The sequence below is a fragment of the Pseudomonas sp. TSRC2-2 genome (assembly GCF_049897785.1).
GTDB lineage: Bacteria > Pseudomonadota > Gammaproteobacteria > Pseudomonadales > Pseudomonadaceae > Aquipseudomonas.
Genome location: NZ_JAFCWZ010000005.1, coordinates 70,422 through 88,524, shown reverse-complemented (window position 1 = coordinate 88,524; position 18,103 = coordinate 70,422). Strand labels below are relative to the sequence as shown.

Annotated in this window: 13 protein-coding genes; 6 read left to right on the top strand and 7 right to left on the bottom strand. The window is 57.1% G+C overall.

The features are described 5' to 3' along the window. Window positions 1-4: 4 nt before the first annotated feature. Window positions 5-640, top strand: coding sequence for a hypothetical protein (locus ACP7D9_RS11455; protein ID WP_426157481.1), 636 nt, complete (start codon window positions 5-7; stop codon window positions 638-640). A gap of 48 nt (window positions 641-688) precedes the next feature. Here ACP7D9_RS11455 and ACP7D9_RS11450 read toward each other — a convergent pair whose 3' ends face one another. Further along, a complete protein-coding gene (locus tag ACP7D9_RS11450) occupies window positions 689-3,178 on the bottom strand; it encodes a DUF4238 domain-containing protein (protein ID WP_426157479.1) in 2,490 nt (829 codons plus the stop codon). 469 nt (window positions 3,179-3,647) lie between these two features. On the opposite strand from ACP7D9_RS11450, the gene ACP7D9_RS11445 reads away from it, so the two are divergent. Then, a complete protein-coding gene (locus ACP7D9_RS11445; RefSeq protein ID WP_426157856.1) occupies window positions 3,648-4,187 on the top strand; it encodes a hypothetical protein in 540 nt (179 codons plus the stop codon). Window positions 4,188-4,193: 6 nt separating this feature from the next. Here the strand turns inward: ACP7D9_RS11445 and ACP7D9_RS11440 are convergent, their stop codons facing one another. Further along, window positions 4,194-8,330 (bottom strand): CheR family methyltransferase, encoded by a 4,137-nt coding sequence (locus ACP7D9_RS11440; protein WP_426157477.1) that lies wholly within the window; start codon window positions 8,328-8,330, stop codon window positions 4,194-4,196. A 185-nt stretch (window positions 8,331-8,515) separates the two neighbouring features. After that, window positions 8,516-9,871 carry a lysozyme inhibitor LprI family protein gene (locus tag ACP7D9_RS11435; protein WP_426157475.1) on the bottom strand — a complete coding sequence of 452 codons (1,356 nt, stop codon included), beginning with the start codon at window positions 9,869-9,871 and terminating at the stop codon, window positions 8,516-8,518. A 217-nt stretch (window positions 9,872-10,088) separates the two neighbouring features. On the opposite strand from ACP7D9_RS11435, the gene ACP7D9_RS11430 reads away from it, so the two are divergent. The 4 genes from ACP7D9_RS11430 (at window position 10,089) to ACP7D9_RS11415 (ending at window position 15,408) form a co-directional block, all read left to right on the top strand. Then, window positions 10,089-11,693: a response regulator gene (locus ACP7D9_RS11430; protein WP_397478863.1), complete on the top strand. Its 1,605-nt coding sequence runs from the start codon at window positions 10,089-10,091 to the stop codon at window positions 11,691-11,693. Beyond that, window positions 11,690-12,382 carry a sensor histidine kinase gene (locus ACP7D9_RS11425; RefSeq protein WP_426157473.1) on the top strand — a complete coding sequence of 231 codons (693 nt, stop codon included), beginning with the start codon at window positions 11,690-11,692 and terminating at the stop codon, window positions 12,380-12,382. Before ACP7D9_RS11430 ends, ACP7D9_RS11425 begins: the two co-directional genes overlap by 4 nt. A gap of 329 nt (window positions 12,383-12,711) precedes the next feature. Then, complete coding sequence (locus ACP7D9_RS11420; RefSeq protein ID WP_178081143.1) at window positions 12,712-13,953, top strand: glutamine synthetase family protein; 1,242 nt, start codon at window positions 12,712-12,714, stop codon at window positions 13,951-13,953. 69 nt (window positions 13,954-14,022) lie between these two features. Further along, the gene (locus tag ACP7D9_RS11415; protein ID WP_101156038.1) at window positions 14,023-15,408 is read left to right on the top strand and encodes an MFS transporter; all 1,386 of its coding nucleotides are present in this window, start codon (window positions 14,023-14,025) and stop codon (window positions 15,406-15,408) included. Window positions 15,409-15,482: 74 nt separating this feature from the next. On the opposite strand, the gene ACP7D9_RS11410 is transcribed toward ACP7D9_RS11415, so the two are convergent. The 4 genes from ACP7D9_RS11410 to flgA all read right to left on the bottom strand — a co-directional run bounded on the left by ACP7D9_RS11410 (window position 15,483) and on the right by flgA (window position 18,087). Continuing rightward, the gene (locus ACP7D9_RS11410) at window positions 15,483-16,229 is read right to left on the bottom strand and encodes a flagellar brake protein (RefSeq protein WP_101156040.1); all 747 of its coding nucleotides are present in this window, start codon (window positions 16,227-16,229) and stop codon (window positions 15,483-15,485) included. A gap of 92 nt (window positions 16,230-16,321) precedes the next feature. After that, window positions 16,322-16,789 (bottom strand): flagella synthesis protein FlgN, encoded by a 468-nt coding sequence (locus ACP7D9_RS11405; protein ID WP_101156042.1) that lies wholly within the window; start codon window positions 16,787-16,789, stop codon window positions 16,322-16,324. 48 nt (window positions 16,790-16,837) lie between these two features. Beyond that, window positions 16,838-17,164, bottom strand: coding sequence for a flagellar biosynthesis anti-sigma factor FlgM (gene flgM, locus ACP7D9_RS11400; RefSeq protein ID WP_325717363.1), 327 nt, complete (start codon window positions 17,162-17,164; stop codon window positions 16,838-16,840). A gap of 161 nt (window positions 17,165-17,325) precedes the next feature. Continuing rightward, window positions 17,326-18,087, bottom strand: coding sequence for a flagellar basal body P-ring formation chaperone FlgA (gene flgA / locus ACP7D9_RS11395; protein WP_101156046.1), 762 nt, complete (start codon window positions 18,085-18,087; stop codon window positions 17,326-17,328). Between the last annotated feature and the right edge of the window lie 16 nt (window positions 18,088-18,103).

The window sequence follows — 18,103 nt, the reverse complement described above, 5'->3', positions numbered from 1 at the left end:
AATTATGTCTAGACGAAGCAATTTCACGTTGTGGCAGCATAAGAGAAAGGAGCGTCGGCTTAAATTTATCGATGAGATACTTCAAGATCTCGAATCGAAGAAAATAGAATTTTGCTATGTCTCTCACCTCGCCGAGTATGTCGCTGCTGAAATAGCAAAGCGCGAACGTGAGATCTTACAAGACGGGATGGTTTGTCACAATATTAGCTTAGCCCTAAGCAATGTGCGTGAATGTAGCGCTACTACTCTATTGAAGTCCCGAGTATACCGTCGTGTGCTCAACCATTGGTTCACTAGGTTGAATCCCAATGGTGCCAATAGACAAGATGATGAGATTGCGTTAGAGCTTGAGCTTCAGTTAAACCGGTTGAGCAATAAGTACGCGATACTGGAACTTGAGCTTATGGAGCTTCAAGAGTCAATCGGCAATACTGATAAAGTTTTACCTAGCAAAAAGAAAATGGATTCAGACGCCGGGTTTATGATTGCGGAGTTGCTAATCAGACATTTTAATGAGTTTTGCAGCGTGGATGGAGGGGCGTTAGTCGAACCAAGTGTTATGCGCCCAATAATTGTACCGGCAGATATGTTCGAAGCTTTTTTAGATTGGAAGGAAAAAGAATTACCAGGCCCACCTTAAGCACCACTAGGTTGCATCTCAAAGTTTTTTGGTGTTTCTGGTGGCGATCTAGGTCTCAGTGAATAATGCAAGTGTGACTAATTGTGCTACTTTTGATCGACCAAATGTAAGAAGTAATCGCCTAATATCATTTCGTTCGAATCCACCTTTTGAAATCGAAATCTCAAGTCTTCCTTTCGTGCCAGGTGTTGATGTCAGTGGTGACATTTTGGTGCCTGTAAGTTTTGCTACTTTCTTAAACTCTGATGCTAGGTATTCAGCTTTAGCTGCGACAGTATTGTCCCGAGTCGCTCTCTTGATTTTGCCTAGGATTTTTCTCATTTCACCACCGGTACCTCGTTTTCGAGCAAAAAAAGCGGCTTCAAAATCCAGTTCAATAGGGAAGACGTTAGCGAAAACCGCGTTGACGACAACCTGCCAAACGTCGTCGTCTTCATTCCATTTTGATGCGTTTGTGTGCTCGTGCAATTGTTGCCAGATTGCTTTGATGTCGGTGCAGATGGCAGATCCTGTCAGCATCGCAAGGTACATGCCTACCTCCAGACCATAGCCTTTGGTTGTCCTCAGCTGAACACCTGCATCCCCGATTACTATTGGCTGAAGCAGCGTGCAGGGATCCGCGAGCAGCTCTGCTTTCATTTGTTTAACGATGACATCGACCTGATCAATGCGCATCCCAGGGCATTGTTTTTGTACCTGATATCGGAGAGAGTTTTCAGATAGACGTTTGAGGCTCCCGATATATTCATCACGATGCAGACCTCTCAACTGGTCAGCGCTTTCCTGATCCGGCTTCCATCCTCTGGTTCGATCCTTTGACATCTGCATCGTTGTCATCGCGAACTCATGGCTAAAATCTGATGGATCTGGCACCAAGTGGATATACCCGGCTTCAATGTAGGGCTCAAGCATCAGTAGCAGCAAAACGTTTCTCAGGGTTTGGTCTTTGTGCTGCGATGGAGTTTGAACTGGGCTAAATTCCGGTTTGACTCTTAAAGGGTTCAAGAACGGGTGTGCGATTACCATTTCATCAAAGTATGCCAGCCAGCCGATAATCTTTTTTGGCATCGTGCTTGGGTCAGGCGCGCCTAGATAAATAACCCTGAAGACGTCCTCAGTTGGCTTAGGGAGTATTTCTACTAGGTCCGTATCAATGGGCCAAATTGCGCCAACCGCTTGATGGATGCGCCGAACGTGATCATCACTTAGCTCGCGCCGTACGTCGTCCCAGCTTTTCCCATTCCTTAAATCAAGGATGTCTTCCACCGCACTACAAAGCATCAGGTTGCGTTCGCGTATACCGTAAATAAGCCAAGACGGCCGCTCGCTCTCTGGTATGTCCTTGCAGCAGCGTTTGAATTTTCGGCCACTCCCACAGCCGCAAGGATCGTTTGATCCTAGGTTCGTTGAAGGTCTTTTCTTTTGCAGGTATCTGTGGGCAGTGGATGTTCTGCCATATGCGTCTTGGTACTGACTTGATCCATCTTCATACCCTACATACATTTCGCCTCCAAAGTTCCACAGGTCATCAGGATGTGGGAGGAGTACTTTTGAGATGTCGGGCCACGCTAGAGTGATGTGTTTCTCTGGATGCAATGAGTCTTGATTGGCAGAGGCGATGAAACGTCGTGCGTTGCTTTTCAACACATGATTGATCGCTATCACCTCATCGGAAGCCAGTTTTCGTTTTCTAATTAAGCCATCTGTTCTTACCAAACTGCTCGCGCGGTACCTAGCATTTGTGCGAGAGGACTTCAGATTCGCACCGTCTGGGTTTTTCGCATATTCCAGGTGGGTCAAAATAAGGCAGTTATCAGCGTCGAGCGCGAAAATGGTTTGAGTGCCAATCTGTTCGATAGAGGGACCTGAGGTTGGGTCAGGGTCATTGAGGGAGGGCGGGAATGCGGCGTTGTAGAAGGTGACGGGATGGTCGGTAACAATGAACTTCACGTCCGAGGTCACAGCAGAGACGATCTCACGTACTCCTTCTGCCCACATAGTGCAATGCATGAGCCGCAAGCTCTGCATCTCAAGCATCAATTCAAGCTGCGTCAGGGAGGGGTAGCGGGACCTGATCCAATCCAGTCCTTTTGGCGTCCTTAGTACCTGCGCATCTAGATATTCAAAGAAATCTTGAAATGCGTCATGCATCGAAGTGACGTCGTCTGCTATGTAGGCTTGAACTGCTTTTGAGCCTTGGTCATCGATTTTACCGAACAGATAACGTTCGATTTCATCGTTAGGCGTAGATCCTAGCTGTGTCGTGTACAGATCAAATGTGCAGAAACACCTCTTTGGCCCGAATTTCGAAAGGGCGCGGCTGCTGACCACATGGCCGGTGGGGAGGGCTTTCTGATCAGGAGTAATATCCAAGTAATAGTATTGGGAGCCGCCAGGACACAAAAAAGCCTTTTGGTACCATACCGGAACGTAGTGATTGTTCCGTGTTAGTTGGGGGGGCATAGCTCCTTTCTCCCGGCGTCGTATCTCTGGATAGGTAACGGCATAAATTCGCTGGCTATTCTTTCTGAAGTCCAAGGCCGTGCCCCTCAGCCGGTATGGGATTGGGCTGACGGACGCTAACACGCAGGCTTGTCGTAGTAGCTAGCCGTATTTTGTCCCGAGGTCCCTGTTCCATTTCGTCGACATCGATGAGCGGTATTTGGATCGTCTTTACATAATTCTTCAGAAATACCGCGTGCCGTTTTGATCCTGGATCCATTCTGGCAGCTAATATGAGTCTAGGCGCGTATTGGGTTCGTCGAAGAAATTGACTACAAACCCCTTAATTTCTAGATGGTTACGGCGTCGATTGGGCGTTGCGAAGGGAGGGAGGTCTCGGATAAGAGTTCGAACCCCGCCTGGGACACCACTTCTTCAACACCGAAAGCCCCGTCGCATTTACCGTGCGACGGGGCTTTTTGCGTTTAACGTCAGCCGACGAATTGTTGTGGCGATCCACCGGATCTGTGCCTTAATTTCCGACTCCCAAGGGAGGACAGCCATGGTGCGACGTCGGGGTGCCCAGTACTGGTTTTGGACCAACAGCCGTTTAGCGTTGCACAGCCATGAAGAGGTGTTGAGCGACGGCTTGCAGATCGAGGTGCAGGCGCGGATCAACACAAGCGGCGTGACACAGGTGTTCGTCGGGGTTTATCTGCCGGACGGGCGGGCGGTCAGTGAAGAGTTTCACGATCATGAAACCCAGGAGTCCTGCGAGCTGGCCTTGAAGTGGGGCACCCGGCGGGCGCGGGAGATCGTTGTCGACTATCAGGGCTTCACCGCGCCGCACCGGGTGCAATGCGTTTTAAGTACGGTGGCGACTGACCCTCTGGCGCTGGCCCTGCGCCGGATGGACATGAGCGAAACCGAGCGGCTCAAGCTCAAGGCTGCCGACGCCTGGTCGGAATACCTGGAAGCCAAAGCCGTCGTGCTTGAGTTGATGCGCCGCACGCGCGTCGATCCCGGCCTCTGGGCCGAGAGCAAGGCGCGTTTGCAGCAGGCGATCGATCGCCGGGTCTGCGTGCAGCGCGCTTATCTGTGCTGAGTGCTGTTATAGCAACTCCGAGCGGCGCAGCGCCTCGATGGTTTCAATCAGATCGTCGTACGCCACGGGTTTGCCCAAGTGCTGATCGAAGCCGGCTTCACGGGACTTCTGCATATCGCTCTGAGTGCCATAACCGGTGAGCGCGATCGCCGGTACGTTTTTCACCAGCGGCAACTTACGCAGTGCAGCCATCAGTTCATAACCGCTCATGACCGGCATGCCAAGGTCGGAAATGATCAGATCGAAGCGCGTGCCCTCGGCTGCTTTCAGGGCGGCCACGGGATGGTCGAACGCGGTCACCTCGGCATCTTCCATTTCCAGCAGCATCTTCAAGGTCTCGAGCACTTGCGGCGAGTCATCAACCAGCAGAATGCTCAAGCCCACCAGCTTGCCCGACTCCGGTTCTGCCGGCGGCTGCTCAGCGGTTTCTACGGTTTCGGTTGCCAGCGGCAGGCATACGGTGAACGTGCATCCGGCGCCCAGCCCCGGTGAGGCGACCCGTACCGTGCCGTGTTGCGCCTCGGTCAGTTGCCGTACCAGCGACAAGCCAATGCCGAGCCCTTCGCGTTGATGATTGGTGTGCTGCTTTTCCGCCTGGCCGAACAGGTCGAACACGTGTTCGAGGTTTTCTGCGGCAATGCCGACGCCGTTGTCCTTGACGTTGAGTTGAGCCATTTGCCCGCTCTTGCTGGCAATCAATTCGATGCGCCCGGTCGGTGGGGTGAATTTCAGCGCGTTGTTCACCAGGTTCCAGATGATTTGCTCAACACGGGTAGGATCGGCATGGATGAACAGCGACTCTTCCGGCAGTTGCAGGTCGATGTGCGTTGCATGCTGCTCATTCAGCACAACCGTGTGGATGTCACGCAGTACGGTGCTGAGGTCGACTCGCGTCAATTGCAGCTTGAGCTTGCCGGTGCGTACGCGAGCCACGTCGAGCAAATCGTCGATAATCCGCGCTTGGCTGTTCACAGCATCGCAAATGGTGTTGACGGCTTTGGTCGCCGGGCCAGCAGTGCGGATCATCGGCAGGCGACGAAGCAGTTCGGCATTGAGCTGAATTAGGTTCAACGGATGCTTGAGTTCGTGGGACATGACTGCAAAGAATTCGTCGCGCAGGGACACCGTGTTGCGTGTCTGGGCCAGTTCCTGGCTTTGCTCGTCCTGCGTGCGTTTATGCCCGGTCAGGTCGCGAGCGATCTTCACATAACCCTGCAGATGATCGCCGCTGAGCAACGTGACTTCGCCGCTGCAGAAAAACCGGCTGCCATCCTTGCGAACGTGCCAGCGCTCGTCCTGGGCGCGCCCGTGCAGACGAGCCGTCGCCAGTTCGTTTTCGGCCATACCGGCGTTGCGGTCTTCGCCGGTAAAAATGAAATCGTAGAACTGCCCCTCGGCCTCGCTCTTGGGGTGACCGAAGATCAGTTCGGCACCCTTGTTCCAACTGGTGATCACACCCATTTCATCGAGAATGATGATTGCGTAATCGCGGGTGCTTTCGGCGACCAAACGCATGCGTTCTTCGCCCAGGCGCAGCTCTTCCTCGGCTTCGCGGCGCTTGCTGATGTCGATGAAGGTCAGCACCGTGCCGTCGATATGGTCTTCGCTGGAGCGATAAGGCAATAGACGGGCGATGTACCAGCGATTATCGGTGCTGTTGACCTCGCGTTCGATCATGTTCAACGATTCGAACACCTGCGCAGCGTCCTCGGCCATTGCCGGGTAATTCAAGCGATGAGTGATATCAAGCAGCGAACGGCCGGTGTCTACCGGCAGCATGCTGAAGATGTCCGTGGCACGAGGCGTGAACCACTTTATGCGCATGCTGCGATCAACGAATACCGTAGCAATGTCAGTGGAAGCGATCAGATTGGTCAGATAATCGTTGATCTTGTCGGTTTCTTCGACTTTGGTCTTCAGTTCGTAATTGACCGTCAACAGCTCTTCATTGATTGACTGCAACTCTTCCTTGCTGGTCTCCAGCTCTTCGGTGGCCGAGCGCAGTTCTTCGTTGATCGCCTGCATCTCCTCATTGGAAGCCTTGAGCTCTTCGCTGGAGATTTCCGACTGTTCGATGGTGTCCTGCAAATGCAATTTGGTGCGTTGCAGCTCACGTTCGAGGTTGGAGAGCACCTGGCTTTCAGTCTGCAGCACCGTGGTCAGCGCCTGCTCGTGCGCATCGATCTCCGTTTCATCGAAGGTCACCAGCACACACTCGCTGTCGAAGTCGTCGTCCTTGTACGGCTGCGCAATCAGCGTGATGCGGAACTGGCGCTCCTCACGCTTGAGCACCACTTCTCGCGAGCATACGGTGACATTGCTCTGCTGCACCTGGAACAGCGTGGTGCGAATTTCCAGTCGCAGCTCCGGCAGGATCAGCGTCAACAAGTTGCGTGACAGCTCGCCGCCGACATGCCGCAGGAAACGCCCGGCGGCTTCGCTCATGTGCAGGATATCGGCATTGGTGTCGACGATGATGCTCGGCGGGGCGAAGCGTTCTATGGCGCGGCGGTGGATATCGGCAAACGACAGCTTGACGGGCTCGATGGCCTTCGACGGCGGTCGGGAAACGCTGGTGCGCATGTAGCCGCCGCGTGGCATGGTCGGTGTTCTGCGGCTGTTCGGGGTACCGGTCTTGGCACGGAAGATGCGGTTGCGCTTGTCTACTGGCGCGAACAGTTCATGGCAGGCATCGGCACTTTCCGAGGTGCCGAGAAACAGGAAGCCGCCCGGTCGCAGGGCAAAGTGGAACATCTGCAGGATTTCCCGCTGCACCTCGCGATCCAGGTAAATCAGCAGATTGCGGCAAACGATCAGGTCGATCTGCGAGAACGGCGGATCGGACAACAGGCTGTGCTTGGCGAACAGCACTTTCTCGCGGATCTCCTTGCGGATCCGGTAGTGGACATCGTCTTTGACGAAATAATGCCGCAGGCGCGTTGGCGGTACGTCGGTGACAATGGCTTGCGGATAGGTGCCGGCGCGGCCGGTGGTGATCGCCCGTTCGTCGATATCGGTGGCGAACACTTGCAGGTTGGCCTTGCTGCTTTGTACCTGCATCTGATCATCGAGCAGGATTGCCAGGCTGTAGGCTTCCTCGCCGGTCGAGCAGCCGGCAGACCAGACGCGCAGTTCTTCTTTTTCCGACGAGTCGGCAACCGATTGCACCAGTTGCGGCAGCACATCGCGCTCAAGGGCTTCGAAGGCTTCGCGGTCACGGAAGAAGTTGGTCACGCCGATCAGCATATCGCCGAGCAGGGCCTTGGCTTCTTCCGGGGTATTTTGCAGGTAGTCGTAGTAGGCGCTGAGGTCAGACTGGCTGGTGACCTGCATGCGCCGCTCGATGCGGCGCAACACGGTGGCGCGCTTGTAGTGTTTGAAGTCGTGGCCGGTGCTGCTGCGCAGGTACAGCAGGATTTCATGCAGGCGTTGTTCGGCGATTGCCGCCTCGTGTTCGTTGGCAGGCTTCAAGGCTTTCAGGCTCGGATCATTGGCGCTGGGCAGTTTGATGTTCTGAGAGTTGCGCCAGAGCTCCATCAGCTTCTGCGGCATCTCAACCGCTGGCACAACCAGATCGACCATGCGCGTCTCGATGGCGGCGCGCGGCATGCCGTCGAACTCGGCGTCTTCCGGCACTTGCACCAGCGTCACGCCGCCCTGTTCCTTGATTCGCGACAAGCCCACCGCACCATCGGAACCGGTGCCTGACAACACCACGCAGAACGCCCGTTCACGGTGCACATCGGCCAGATCGCGAAAGAACAGGTCGATGGCCGTGTGGCGCGCCTGCGGAGAACCGGCCGTGCTGACCCGCAGATAGCCGTCGTTCATCGACAGCGAATGCGCTGGCGAGATCACGTACACGCAATTCTTTTCGATCGGCACCGGCTGCGTCACTTGCAGCACCGGCATGCGCGTCGACTCCTGAATGATCTTGTCGGCGATGCTCTGATGATCGGGCGACAGGTGCAGAATGATCACAAAGGCCATGCCGGTGTCCTTGGGCATGTGCTCGAAAAACAGCTTGATCGCTTTCAGGCCGCCCGCCGAGGCGCCGATGCCCACCACCGGAAAATTCAGGTGGCTGGGGGTCACATCCTTGCGCTCGGGCGCAGAGGGCGAGGCAGGGGTTTTCGAGGTCATGGCATTGGCCTTTTTTTGTGGCGGTACAAGCGTATCGCAGACGTCCGGGGGCGCAGGTAATTGAGCAGAATAAACCTCATTTGCAGATCTGCCTTCATTTTTGCAAGACAAACGCCTTGTCTGAGCGTGTGACATCCCTGAAGCGGCAAGCGTGCCGATTATTTTGCCGGTGTGATGATCGGTGGTCAGCCGCCGTCGATTTCGACGTTGCCAAGTCCCGCGCTGACGTCGGTGAGATGCCGACGACCGTAGACTTCGTAGGCAGTCCCGCTTGCCTCTTCACCCGGCTTGCGCACCGCCAATTGGGCGAATAACCCAGTCTTTTCGCTGTAGCTGCCGAACCAGTCAATCAGCGCACCGATGTAGCATTCCCCGCCGATCATCACCGGCAGATCGGTGATCTTCTCGATGGCGTAGTGCGTCGGGCCGTAGCTGTAGTAATCGTCGTCTCCGGTACCCGTGGGAGGAATTGGGCAAAGGGGCGCGTTATTGGTTGAGGCGGGGGCGGCTTTCATCGCTTGAGTGACGGCGTGGTCGAGTGCCGCGTGCAAATCCGCTTCGAGCTTATACGTGCTGGTGCCGTCCTCTTTGTTTTGAGTCGCAGGCACTTGCAGTGTGTAAGCGTAACGCGCGGTCACGGTTGGTACTTGAAGGTTGACCTTCAGCGGATTGAGCAGATACAGATTATCGACACCGTAGGCGCTGTTTCGATAGGCGGCATAAATTCTGTCGTGGAGTTTGATCCAACTGATCGCCTGATTGGCGCCACGGTCGTTGGTATGGAACAGCGAACTTTCCCGCTCGACAGATCTTCTGACAAACCGCGCGCCCGTCCGGCGCCAGGTTTCCACGTAGGTGAACAGGCCGGTGCCGCCTGCGTAGGTCTGAACGATAAGGTCGCGCTGGCCGTCATTGTCCAGATCCAGCAGTGCGTAGGTCGTCGGTCCTGTTTCGGCGGCGCCTTCGATGTTCGAGGCGTTCAATGCTTGCCACTCATCCTCGCTCACGCCTTTGGGGCGCGACGTGGGGAAGTTGGTTTGCTCGCCGTAACTGTCATCGACTGGATCGCCGGCGAACGATGTCTCAGAAGAGTCCAAAGCCCGTGCGGCCAAGGCACGTTCCAGCGCAAATTCCGGGTGGCTTTTGCTCTCGGCCCGAATGCTTTCCTGCAGATCGTTCATTGCCTGAAGATCAACGGCATCCGGTTGCCACGCCACGGCTTGCGTCCACTGTGCCTGCAATGCTTGCAGGCGCTGGCGATAGCTGCCATCCAGGCAAGCGACATCATCTGCGCAGGCATTGCGGGTTTTCAGCCAGGCGCGCTGGGTGCGCTTGAGTTCAGGTTGCGCCGCTGTGGCAGTTGTCATCACCTGGCGATACAGTCCACCCATCTGCGCGTCCAGCTCATACAGCGGTTTATTTGCGCAAATCGTGATTTCGGCAGCGATTGTGGCTTTTGTGCAATCCATCGCTGCCGCTGTCGCTTGCTGGATAAAGGCCAGCAAACCCGCTGACAGGATGTAGCGTCCCTTGATGTACACGGTTCAGTCCTTATGGAAATCCTTGAGCAGGCGCGCAGAGTAATACTCCAGGCAACATTCTTGAAGCACCACCCTCAGGCCCCGGCACTTTTGGCCGATAACCCGAACGGTGAGTTCAGACTCGCGCGAAATCGCTTGATGGCGCATGGCCTCCAGCTATCATCTGCGCGCCTGAAATCGCCTCGGTTCGTTTTCTTCAATTGCCTGGAAATCTTCGATGTCGTCGTATCACCAAAAAAGCTTTCTGATCGTCGATGATTTTTCGGATTTCCGCAGTTCCGTGCGTTCGATGTTGCGTGAGCTTGGCGTCAAGGATGTCGATACCGCCGACACCGGCGAGCAGGCGCTGAAGATGTGTTCGCAGAAGTCCTACGATTTCATCCTGCAGGATTTCCATCTCGGCGATGGCAAGAAGAACGGCCAACAAGTGCTAGAAGACCTGATGTCGGAAAAGCTCATCAGCCACGAAGCCGTCTTCGTCATGGTCACTGCCGAGACCAGCCAGGCCATGGTGCTCAGTGCACTTGAGCACGAGCCGGATGCGTACCTGACCAAGCCGTTCAACCGTTCCGGGCTGGCCCAACGCCTTGAGCGTCTGGAGCAACGCAAGACTTTGCTCAAACCGATTCTGCAGGCCCTCGATCGCGGTAAGCCGGTCGAGGTGCTCAATGCCTGTATTGCCCTGTGCAAACAGGACATCCGCTACTCGCCACTGTGCCTGCGTTACCGCGCCGATGCGCTGCGCGACATGAACCAGAACGAGGCGCTGGAGCGGCTCTATGACAGCATCATCGCCGACCGTCCGTTGCCGTGGGCTTTTGCTGGATTGGGAAAACTGCTGTTCAAGCGCGGGCAGGTCTCGCAGGCCAAAGAGGTTTATGAAAAAGCCCTGAAAGTCTTCCCGATGATGCCGGCACTGTATGACGGCATGGCCGATGTGCTGGTGGCCGAAGGCGACAGCAAAGGCGCGCAGCGGGTGCTCGAAGAAGCGATTCGCCTGTCGCCATTGGCGGTACGCCGCCAAGCGCTGCTGGGCAAACTGGCGATGGCCAACGAAGATTTCGAGACCGCTTCGCGCGCCTATCGTCAGGCCGTGTCGCAAGGGGCCCAGTCGCGCTTCAAAGACCCGGAAAGCAATCTCGGCCTGGCGCATGCGCTGATCAGCAAGGGCAGCGATCGCGGCCTCGACACGCGCACGCGGCTGGAAATCAACACCACCCTCAGCGCCGTGGCCAAAGAGAACCCGAGCGACCCCGGCCTGCAAATCCGTGCGCGACTGATGAAAGCCACCAGCCTGTTGCTCAACGACGCCGAAACCGCTGACAAACTCACCGAACAAGCACTGATGCGCCTCGATGGCATGGAGCAATTCATGAGCCCCGAGGCCGCGTTGCTGGTGGCCAAACAGTTGCAGATGCTCGGTCAGGCCGAGGCGGGCACTTCGATGCTCAAGAGTTGCGCGGAGATCTACGGTGATGACCCGGCGGTGATGAAAGACATCGCCAAGCTCACCGACGATCCGACCATTCTCAGCTCGAGCAACGCTGCGGCCGATCTCAACCGCCAGGGCGTGCGCGTGTACAAGACCGGTAACCTGGTCGAGGCCCGAGAGGTATTTCGCAAGGCGCTCAAGCTGCAACCGAAAAACATCAGTATTGCGCTGAACCTGGCCCAGTCGCTGCTGCACGGCACCGACACCAGTGTGCCGTCGGCGGAGCTGGAAGAATGTCGGGCCTGCCTGAAAATGGTCGGCCTGATGCCCGACACCGACGCGCGGTTTGCGCGTTATCAGAAGCTGAAAAGCAAGGCGTTTGGCGAATGAAGCAAGTTGATCCGGCGCTGGATTTTTCCACGGTGATTGCCTCCACCGTGCATGACATGAAGAATTCCCTGGCCATGCTGATGCAGGCGCACAGCCAATGGCTGGCGCGTTTGCCCAAAGAGCTGCGCGAAGGTTCGGAGCAGGGCGTGATCGATTTCGAGTTTGCCCACCTCAACGGCATGCTGGTGCAACTGCTGGGGCTGTACAAACTCGGCGTCAATCAGCTGCCGCTGCAGCCGGCCTATCACGAACTCGACGATTTCATCGAGGCGCAACTGGCCGCGCATCAGGAGGTGTTCGCCAGCCGCGGCATCATCGCCACTTATGAAGTCGACCCGTTGAGCCCGCTGGGTTTCTTCGATCGCGAGCTGATCGCTTCGGTGCTTGGCAACTGCATCAACAATGCGATCCGTTACGCCCGCGAGTCGCTGCTGATTACCGTCAGCGACGAAGCCGGGCAACTGGTGCTGAGCATCAATGACGACGGCGTCGGTTATCCGCGCGAGATGCTCGAGCGCCAGGCCGATTACGTGCAGGGCATCAACCACGGCAGCGGCAGCACCGGCCTGGGTCTGTATTTCGCCAATCGCATCGCTGCGCTGCATCAGCGCAACGGCGTGGAAGGGCGCACCGAAATAAGCAATGGCGGGCCGTTGGGTGGCGGGGTGTTCAGCCTCTACTTGCCCTGAGATCTTGTGTAGGAGCTGCCGAAGGCTGCGATCTTTTGATTTTAAAAAACAAGATCAAAAGATCGCAGCCTCGTTGCACTCGTCAGCTCCTACACAGCTCCTACGCAGCTCCTACGGCTCCTGCACATGATCGGGATTTTTGTGGGCGCTGCTTGATATTCCGAACAGGCGAAGCCTATTTTGTCCGGGTCGCCGTTCGCGGCTCGCACAACAACAAGGATTGCGTCATGACAACCGATGGCCAGGGTTCACTCGCGCAGCGATTGACCGGCATTGATGAGATTGAATGTGTCACCCCGGATCTGAACGGTGTGCCACGGGGCAAGGTGATGACCGCTGAGGGTTTCCTCGAAGGCCGGCGTTTGCAGTTGGCGCGCGGTGTGCTGCTGCAATGCATCATGGGCGGTTATCCGCCGGCGCGTTTTTACGGCAGCGATGACGGCGATCTGGCGCTGGTCGCCGACCCTGCGCAGATTCATCGTCTGCCCTGGAGCGACGAGCCGCGCGCCATGGCAATTTGCGACGCCGACGAACTGAGCGGGGAGAGCTCCAGCCTCTCGACCCGTGGCCAGCTCAAGGCGGTTATCGCCCGTTATGCCGCGCACGGGCTGGCGCCGGTGGTGGCGACCGAGCTGGAGTTTTTTGTCTTCGCACCGAACACCGATCCGACTCAGCCGTTCCGTCCGCCGGTTGGTCTCGACGGCCGTCGCGAGGATGGCCAGTCGGCGTTCAGCGTCAGTTCCAATAACGGTCTGCGGCCATTCTTCAGCGAAGTGTATAAATGCATGGCCGCTCTCGGCCTGCCGCGCGACACCTTCATGCACGAAATGGGCGTCAGCCAGTTCGAGATCAATCTGCTGCACGGCGATCCGCTGCTGCTGGCAGACCAGACGTTCCTGTTCAAGCACCTGCTCAAAGAAGTCGCGCTCAAGCATGGCCTGACCGTGGTGTGCATGGCCAAACCGTTGGCGCACACGCCGGGCAGTTCGATGCATATTCATCAAAGCATCGTCGAAATCGGCAGCGGCAGGAATGTCTTCACTGACGCCAATGGTGAGCCGACCGCCATGTTCCGCCACTTCATCGGCGGGCAACAGGCAGGCCTCGCCGATTTCACCGCACTATTCGCACCTAACGTGAACTCCTATCAGCGCCTGTGTCATCCGTACGCGTCGCCGAACAATGCCTGTTGGTCCCACGACAATCGCGCCGCCGGCTTGCGTATTCCCGCCAGTTCGCCGGCCGCACGTCGGGTCGAAAACCGCTTGCCGGGCGCCGATGCCAATCCTTATCTGGCCATCGCCGCCAGTCTGGCGGCGGGTTTGCACGGCATCGAGCAGGAGTTGGAGCCGAGCGCAGCGATACAGGGCGAATTTGCGGTGCCCGATAATCTGGCGTTGCCGTGTACCTTGCACGCCGCGCTTGAACGTCTGAAACGTAGCCAGTTGGCGAGGGAACTGTTCGGATCGGAGTTCATCGAAGGCTACATCGCTTCGAAGACCATGGAGTTGACCAGCTTCTTTGATGAAATCACTCCCTGGGAGCGCCGTGTGCTGGCCGCCCAGGCCTGACGTTTTGCTGCCATCGGGCGGTCGTTCTGACCGCCCGAAATTCACTGCAAGGAGCCGCTCGGAACGCCGATGCGCCAAATCTGGAAATCCTTTCGAGCGCTGTATTTCGCCTCGCTGATGATGTTGATCGGCTCAGGCCTTCTCTCTACTTATCTGGCTTTGCGTCTGGCTGCCGACAATGTCGACGGGCTGTGGGTCGGTGCGCTGATGGCGGCCAACTATTTCGGCTTAGTGCTAGGCGGCAAGATCGGCCATCGCCTGATCGCCCGGGTCGGGCATATCCGTGCGTACTCGGCGTGTGCCGGGATCGTCGGCGCAGCGGTGCTCGGCCATGGCCTGGTGGATTGGCTGCCGGCGTGGCTGGTGCTGCGGACAATCGTCGGTCTGGGCATGATGTGCCAGTACATGGTTATCGAGAGCTGGCTCAACGAGCAGGCCGACGCCAATCAACGCGGGCTGGTCTTCAGCGGCTACATGATCGCTTCGTATCTGGGCCTGGTGCTGGGCCAGCTGATTCTGGTCATGCACCCCGGCCTCGGGCTGGAACTGCTGATGCTGGTGGCGCTGTGCTTTGCCCTGTGTCTTGTGCCGGTGACGTTGACCCGACGGATTCACCCGGCGCCACTGCATCCGGCGCCGATGGAGCCGCGCTTCTTCATCAAACGTGTGCCGCAATCGCTGAGCACGGTGCTCGGTGCCGGTCTGATCATCGGTTCGTTTTATGGTCTGGCGCCGCTGTATGCCTCGCAGCAGGGGCTGTCGACCGAGCAGGTCGGTCTGTTCATGGGTAGCTGCATTTTTGCCGGTCTGCTGGTGCAGTGGCCGTTGGGCTGGTTGTCCGACCGTTATGACCGCGCGCTGCTGATTCGCTGCTTTGCCGGGTTTCTGGCGGTGGCGGCGTTGCCGTTGGCGATCATGCCGCAGGTGCCGCTGGAGGTGCTGTTTGTTGTCGGCTTTTTCTGTTCGCTGGTGCAGTTCTGTCTGTATCCGCTGGCGGTGGCGTTCTCTAATGACCACGTCGAAGGTGATCGGCGCGTATCGCTGACCGCCATGTTGCTGGTGACTTATGGTGTTGGCGCGAGCATCGGGCCGCTGCTCGCGGGTGTGCTGATGAAGTTTCTCGGCAGTCAGAGCCTGTATGCGTTCTTCAGTTTCTTTGCGTTGGTGCTGGTCTGGCGGATTCGCCCGAAAGCGGTTACCAACCTGCATCAGGTCGACGACGCACCGCTGCACCACGTGGCAATGCCGGACAGCATGTCGAGCTCGCCGCTGGTGGCGGCGCTTGACCCGCGTGTCGATGAGCAGGTGGTGCAGGAGCAGATGGTGCAGGACCCGGCGCCAACAAATCCTGAGCCCGAACCCGAACCCGTCGCCCAGCCGGAAGCAGTGGCCGAATCCGATCTGGACAGCGTCGATGACAAACCTGCGCCGGATATCAGTGGCGGCAGGCCCTGAAGGTCACGTAAAAGATCGGCGCATAAAAAAGGGCAGTCCTGTGAAGGGCTGCCCTTTTTATTGGTCGCTGCGAATCAGAGGTCGTCTTTGTCGAAACGCCGTGCTTCACGCTGCAACTGATAAACAAAACGCTCGACGTTGCGCGCAGCCTGACCACTGATGTTGTGGAAGCGCAGACCCGCGAAGGTGATGTTGAGTTTTTCTTCGAAGTGCAAATAGCGCAGCTCGACCGACGTTGGCTGGTTGCCGAACAGCGGCGGAGCGATCAGGCGATCGTAGACCTGGCCCAGTTGCAGGCGATCTGTGATATCGCCTTCAAAACGGAATTTGCACCCGGTGGCGGAGATATCCAGCAGCTTGCCGTGCAGAGGGACCTTGAGCTTTTCCCCGCCCAATTCAACGCTGACCAGATCGGTGAGTTTCAGCGCGGCGCGGAAGGCATTGCGGCGCTGGTGGTAGACCACTTCGCTCGGCAGGTCGCCGGTGTAGAAGCGGTCGCCCTCGGATTCTTCGATGTTCAGCGTGCCGTTGCATTCCCAGGCAATGCGTACGCCGTCATGAAAGCCTTCGACCTTGAACGGTTCGCCAGCCTGCAGGAAACGCTCGCCATCGCGCGGAATCATTTCGTCGAGTGCAATGGTTGCGGTTTCACGGTCGACCTTGATCAGGTAACTCTGAAAACGCTGGCTGCGTTCATGGAAGGTAATGATCAGCGGGTCATGGCTGTCTTGCAGCTGGCGCAGGTTGCTGGAGATTTCCAGGGGCGTGGTGAGCACCTTCGGAGGCTGCGGAGCATCATCCGCGCTTAGGGTGTTGGACACGGTTCTTCAATCTCCAGACAAAATAAGACTACAACTGGCCAGTATTTTGCCAGCATGTTGCGCAGGTGGATAGTGCAGGGCCACCGAATGGCTCATGCCTGGCTGAGCGTACGCGGCTTGACGGGTTTGGCGAAGGTCCCGCTGGCGTCGTAGAGCGCTGGCGGCTCACCGCCGGTGAGGATCTTCAGCTGATTGGCCGTGGTCGCCTGCTGGATCTGGATCGACTGGCCGTTCTTGACGTTGGCGGCCTGGCACTGCGCAATCAGCGCGGTCAGTGCATCGCCCTGAGCCAGCAACTGCTCGCCAATACTCGATTGGCTGGCCAGTTGCTCGAGCCCGCTGCGATCGGTGGGCAGGTTGAGGCTGGCGAGGATTTCGCTGCGCTTGCGGCCATGCTGCTCGAGCAGAATGATCAACGCTTGCTTGGTCGCCAGAATGTCTTCCAGCAGCGGCATGTCACGACCATGCAAAGCGAGGGATTCGGTTTGCAATAACTCCAGCAATTGTTGCGCTGGAGCAAAGTCGTCGTTGATCAGTTGCAATAAGTTAGTGTCGTGCATGGCTGGCCTTGGGGTTTAAGCGTCCAAAAGCCTGGCGCCGGCAAAAGCCTAGCGCTGGGCTTCGAAGTTGAGCAGTTTGCTGGCTACACGGTTGCTGTCGACTTTATAGCTGCCATCGGCAATCGCGGCTTTCAACTCGGCCACGCGGGCTTTGTCGACAGCAGGCTGATCGCGCAGCTTGTCAGTGACCTTCTGCAACTGTTGAGCCTCATTGCTGAGGTGTACCGACTCCCCGCTTTTGGCGGCATTGGCCTGTTCGGCCTGGGTATTCAGCGGCGCGGAGGGGCTGTTTTCAGCGCTTTCCTTGGCGTTGCTGGTACGTGTATTGCCTGTCAGAGACGAGGAACTGTTCAAACGGCTGAAATCGATAACCATGATAAAAACCTCTGGGAATTTGGACGCTTGCCATGTTTTCGGCTATCCCCTGAAAAACTTTAGGCCCAATTAACCATAAGCTTGCATGCGCCGTTGCGAGACCTGCTGCGGCACAGTTTAGGGAAGCGACGGGATCGGCGCCAGTTTTCTCCACAGGGCTTTTACATGGCCACTTCGACCTGTCCCGGCGCAATCACCTGCGCCTTGATAACTCTTTGAGAATTAAGGTTTTTTACTCGAATCTGTTCTTTCATGCCGCCATTGGAGAGTGCTTCCCCCGGCATGCGTACGGCGAGGGTGCCGCTACGCGCAGTGATCACCACCTGGTCGCCCTTACGCACGACTTCGGCCTGCTCCAGATGCACCAGCGTGATGACCTGATCGGCTACCGTTGGTCGGGTCAATTTTTGCCCGATCGCTTCGTCGACCGAGGTCAGGAAACCCTGATTGATCGTGCTGACGTCGCGCTCACGCAGGGTCACATCCTGCGGCTGGATAATGCCGGCGCGTTTCAGCGGGCGAGTGGTGGTCACGATCTCGCGAAACAGGCGGACTTGAGCGGGCACGAACACCGTCCATGGCGAGCTGCCTTCGCAGCGGACCTTCACCGTAACGCGGCCCAATGGTCGCGCCGGGCTCTCTAGGGTGGCTGTCAATTCCTTGTCGCACATGGGCATGCGCATGCGCGGGTCGAGCTGGTTGACTTCGATTTCGTAGCGGCCTTCGGTTTGACTGGAAGCCAAATAGTCTTCTACGGTGAATTCAAGAAAGCCCTGAGTCACGCCGATAAGCATATCAGGCAAGGTAACCGCATCTGCATTGGCAGGACTGCCAGCAAGCAAGCAGCAAACGGCGGACACCGCGCAAAGCCCTTTGCGAAGGGAGGATGTCAGGCGTCGGGAAAATGTCGTTTGAGCGTTCATACGAGTTAAAAAGCAA

What these genes read in the sequence shown, in the direction of transcription:
- ACP7D9_RS11455 (WP_426157481.1), top strand. Translation starts at nt 5, where the DNA reads ATGTCTAGACGAAGCAATTTCACGTTGTGGCAGCATAAGAGAAAGGAG.
- ACP7D9_RS11440 (WP_426157477.1), bottom strand. Translation starts at nt 8,330, where the DNA reads ATGACCTCGAAAACCCCTGCCTCGCCCTCTGCGCCCGAGCGCAAGGAT.
- ACP7D9_RS11430 (WP_397478863.1), top strand. Translation starts at nt 10,089, where the DNA reads ATGTCGTCGTATCACCAAAAAAGCTTTCTGATCGTCGATGATTTTTCG.
- ACP7D9_RS11425 (WP_426157473.1), top strand. Translation starts at nt 11,690, where the DNA reads ATGAAGCAAGTTGATCCGGCGCTGGATTTTTCCACGGTGATTGCCTCC.
- ACP7D9_RS11420 (WP_178081143.1), top strand. Translation starts at nt 12,712, where the DNA reads ATGACCGCTGAGGGTTTCCTCGAAGGCCGGCGTTTGCAGTTGGCGCGC.
- ACP7D9_RS11415 (WP_101156038.1), top strand. Translation starts at nt 14,023, where the DNA reads ATGCGCCAAATCTGGAAATCCTTTCGAGCGCTGTATTTCGCCTCGCTG.
- ACP7D9_RS11405 (WP_101156042.1), bottom strand. Translation starts at nt 16,789, where the DNA reads ATGCACGACACTAACTTATTGCAACTGATCAACGACGACTTTGCTCCA.
- flgM (WP_325717363.1), bottom strand. Translation starts at nt 17,164, where the DNA reads ATGGTTATCGATTTCAGCCGTTTGAACAGTTCCTCGTCTCTGACAGGC.
- flgA (WP_101156046.1), bottom strand. Translation starts at nt 18,087, where the DNA reads ATGAACGCTCAAACGACATTTTCCCGACGCCTGACATCCTCCCTTCGC.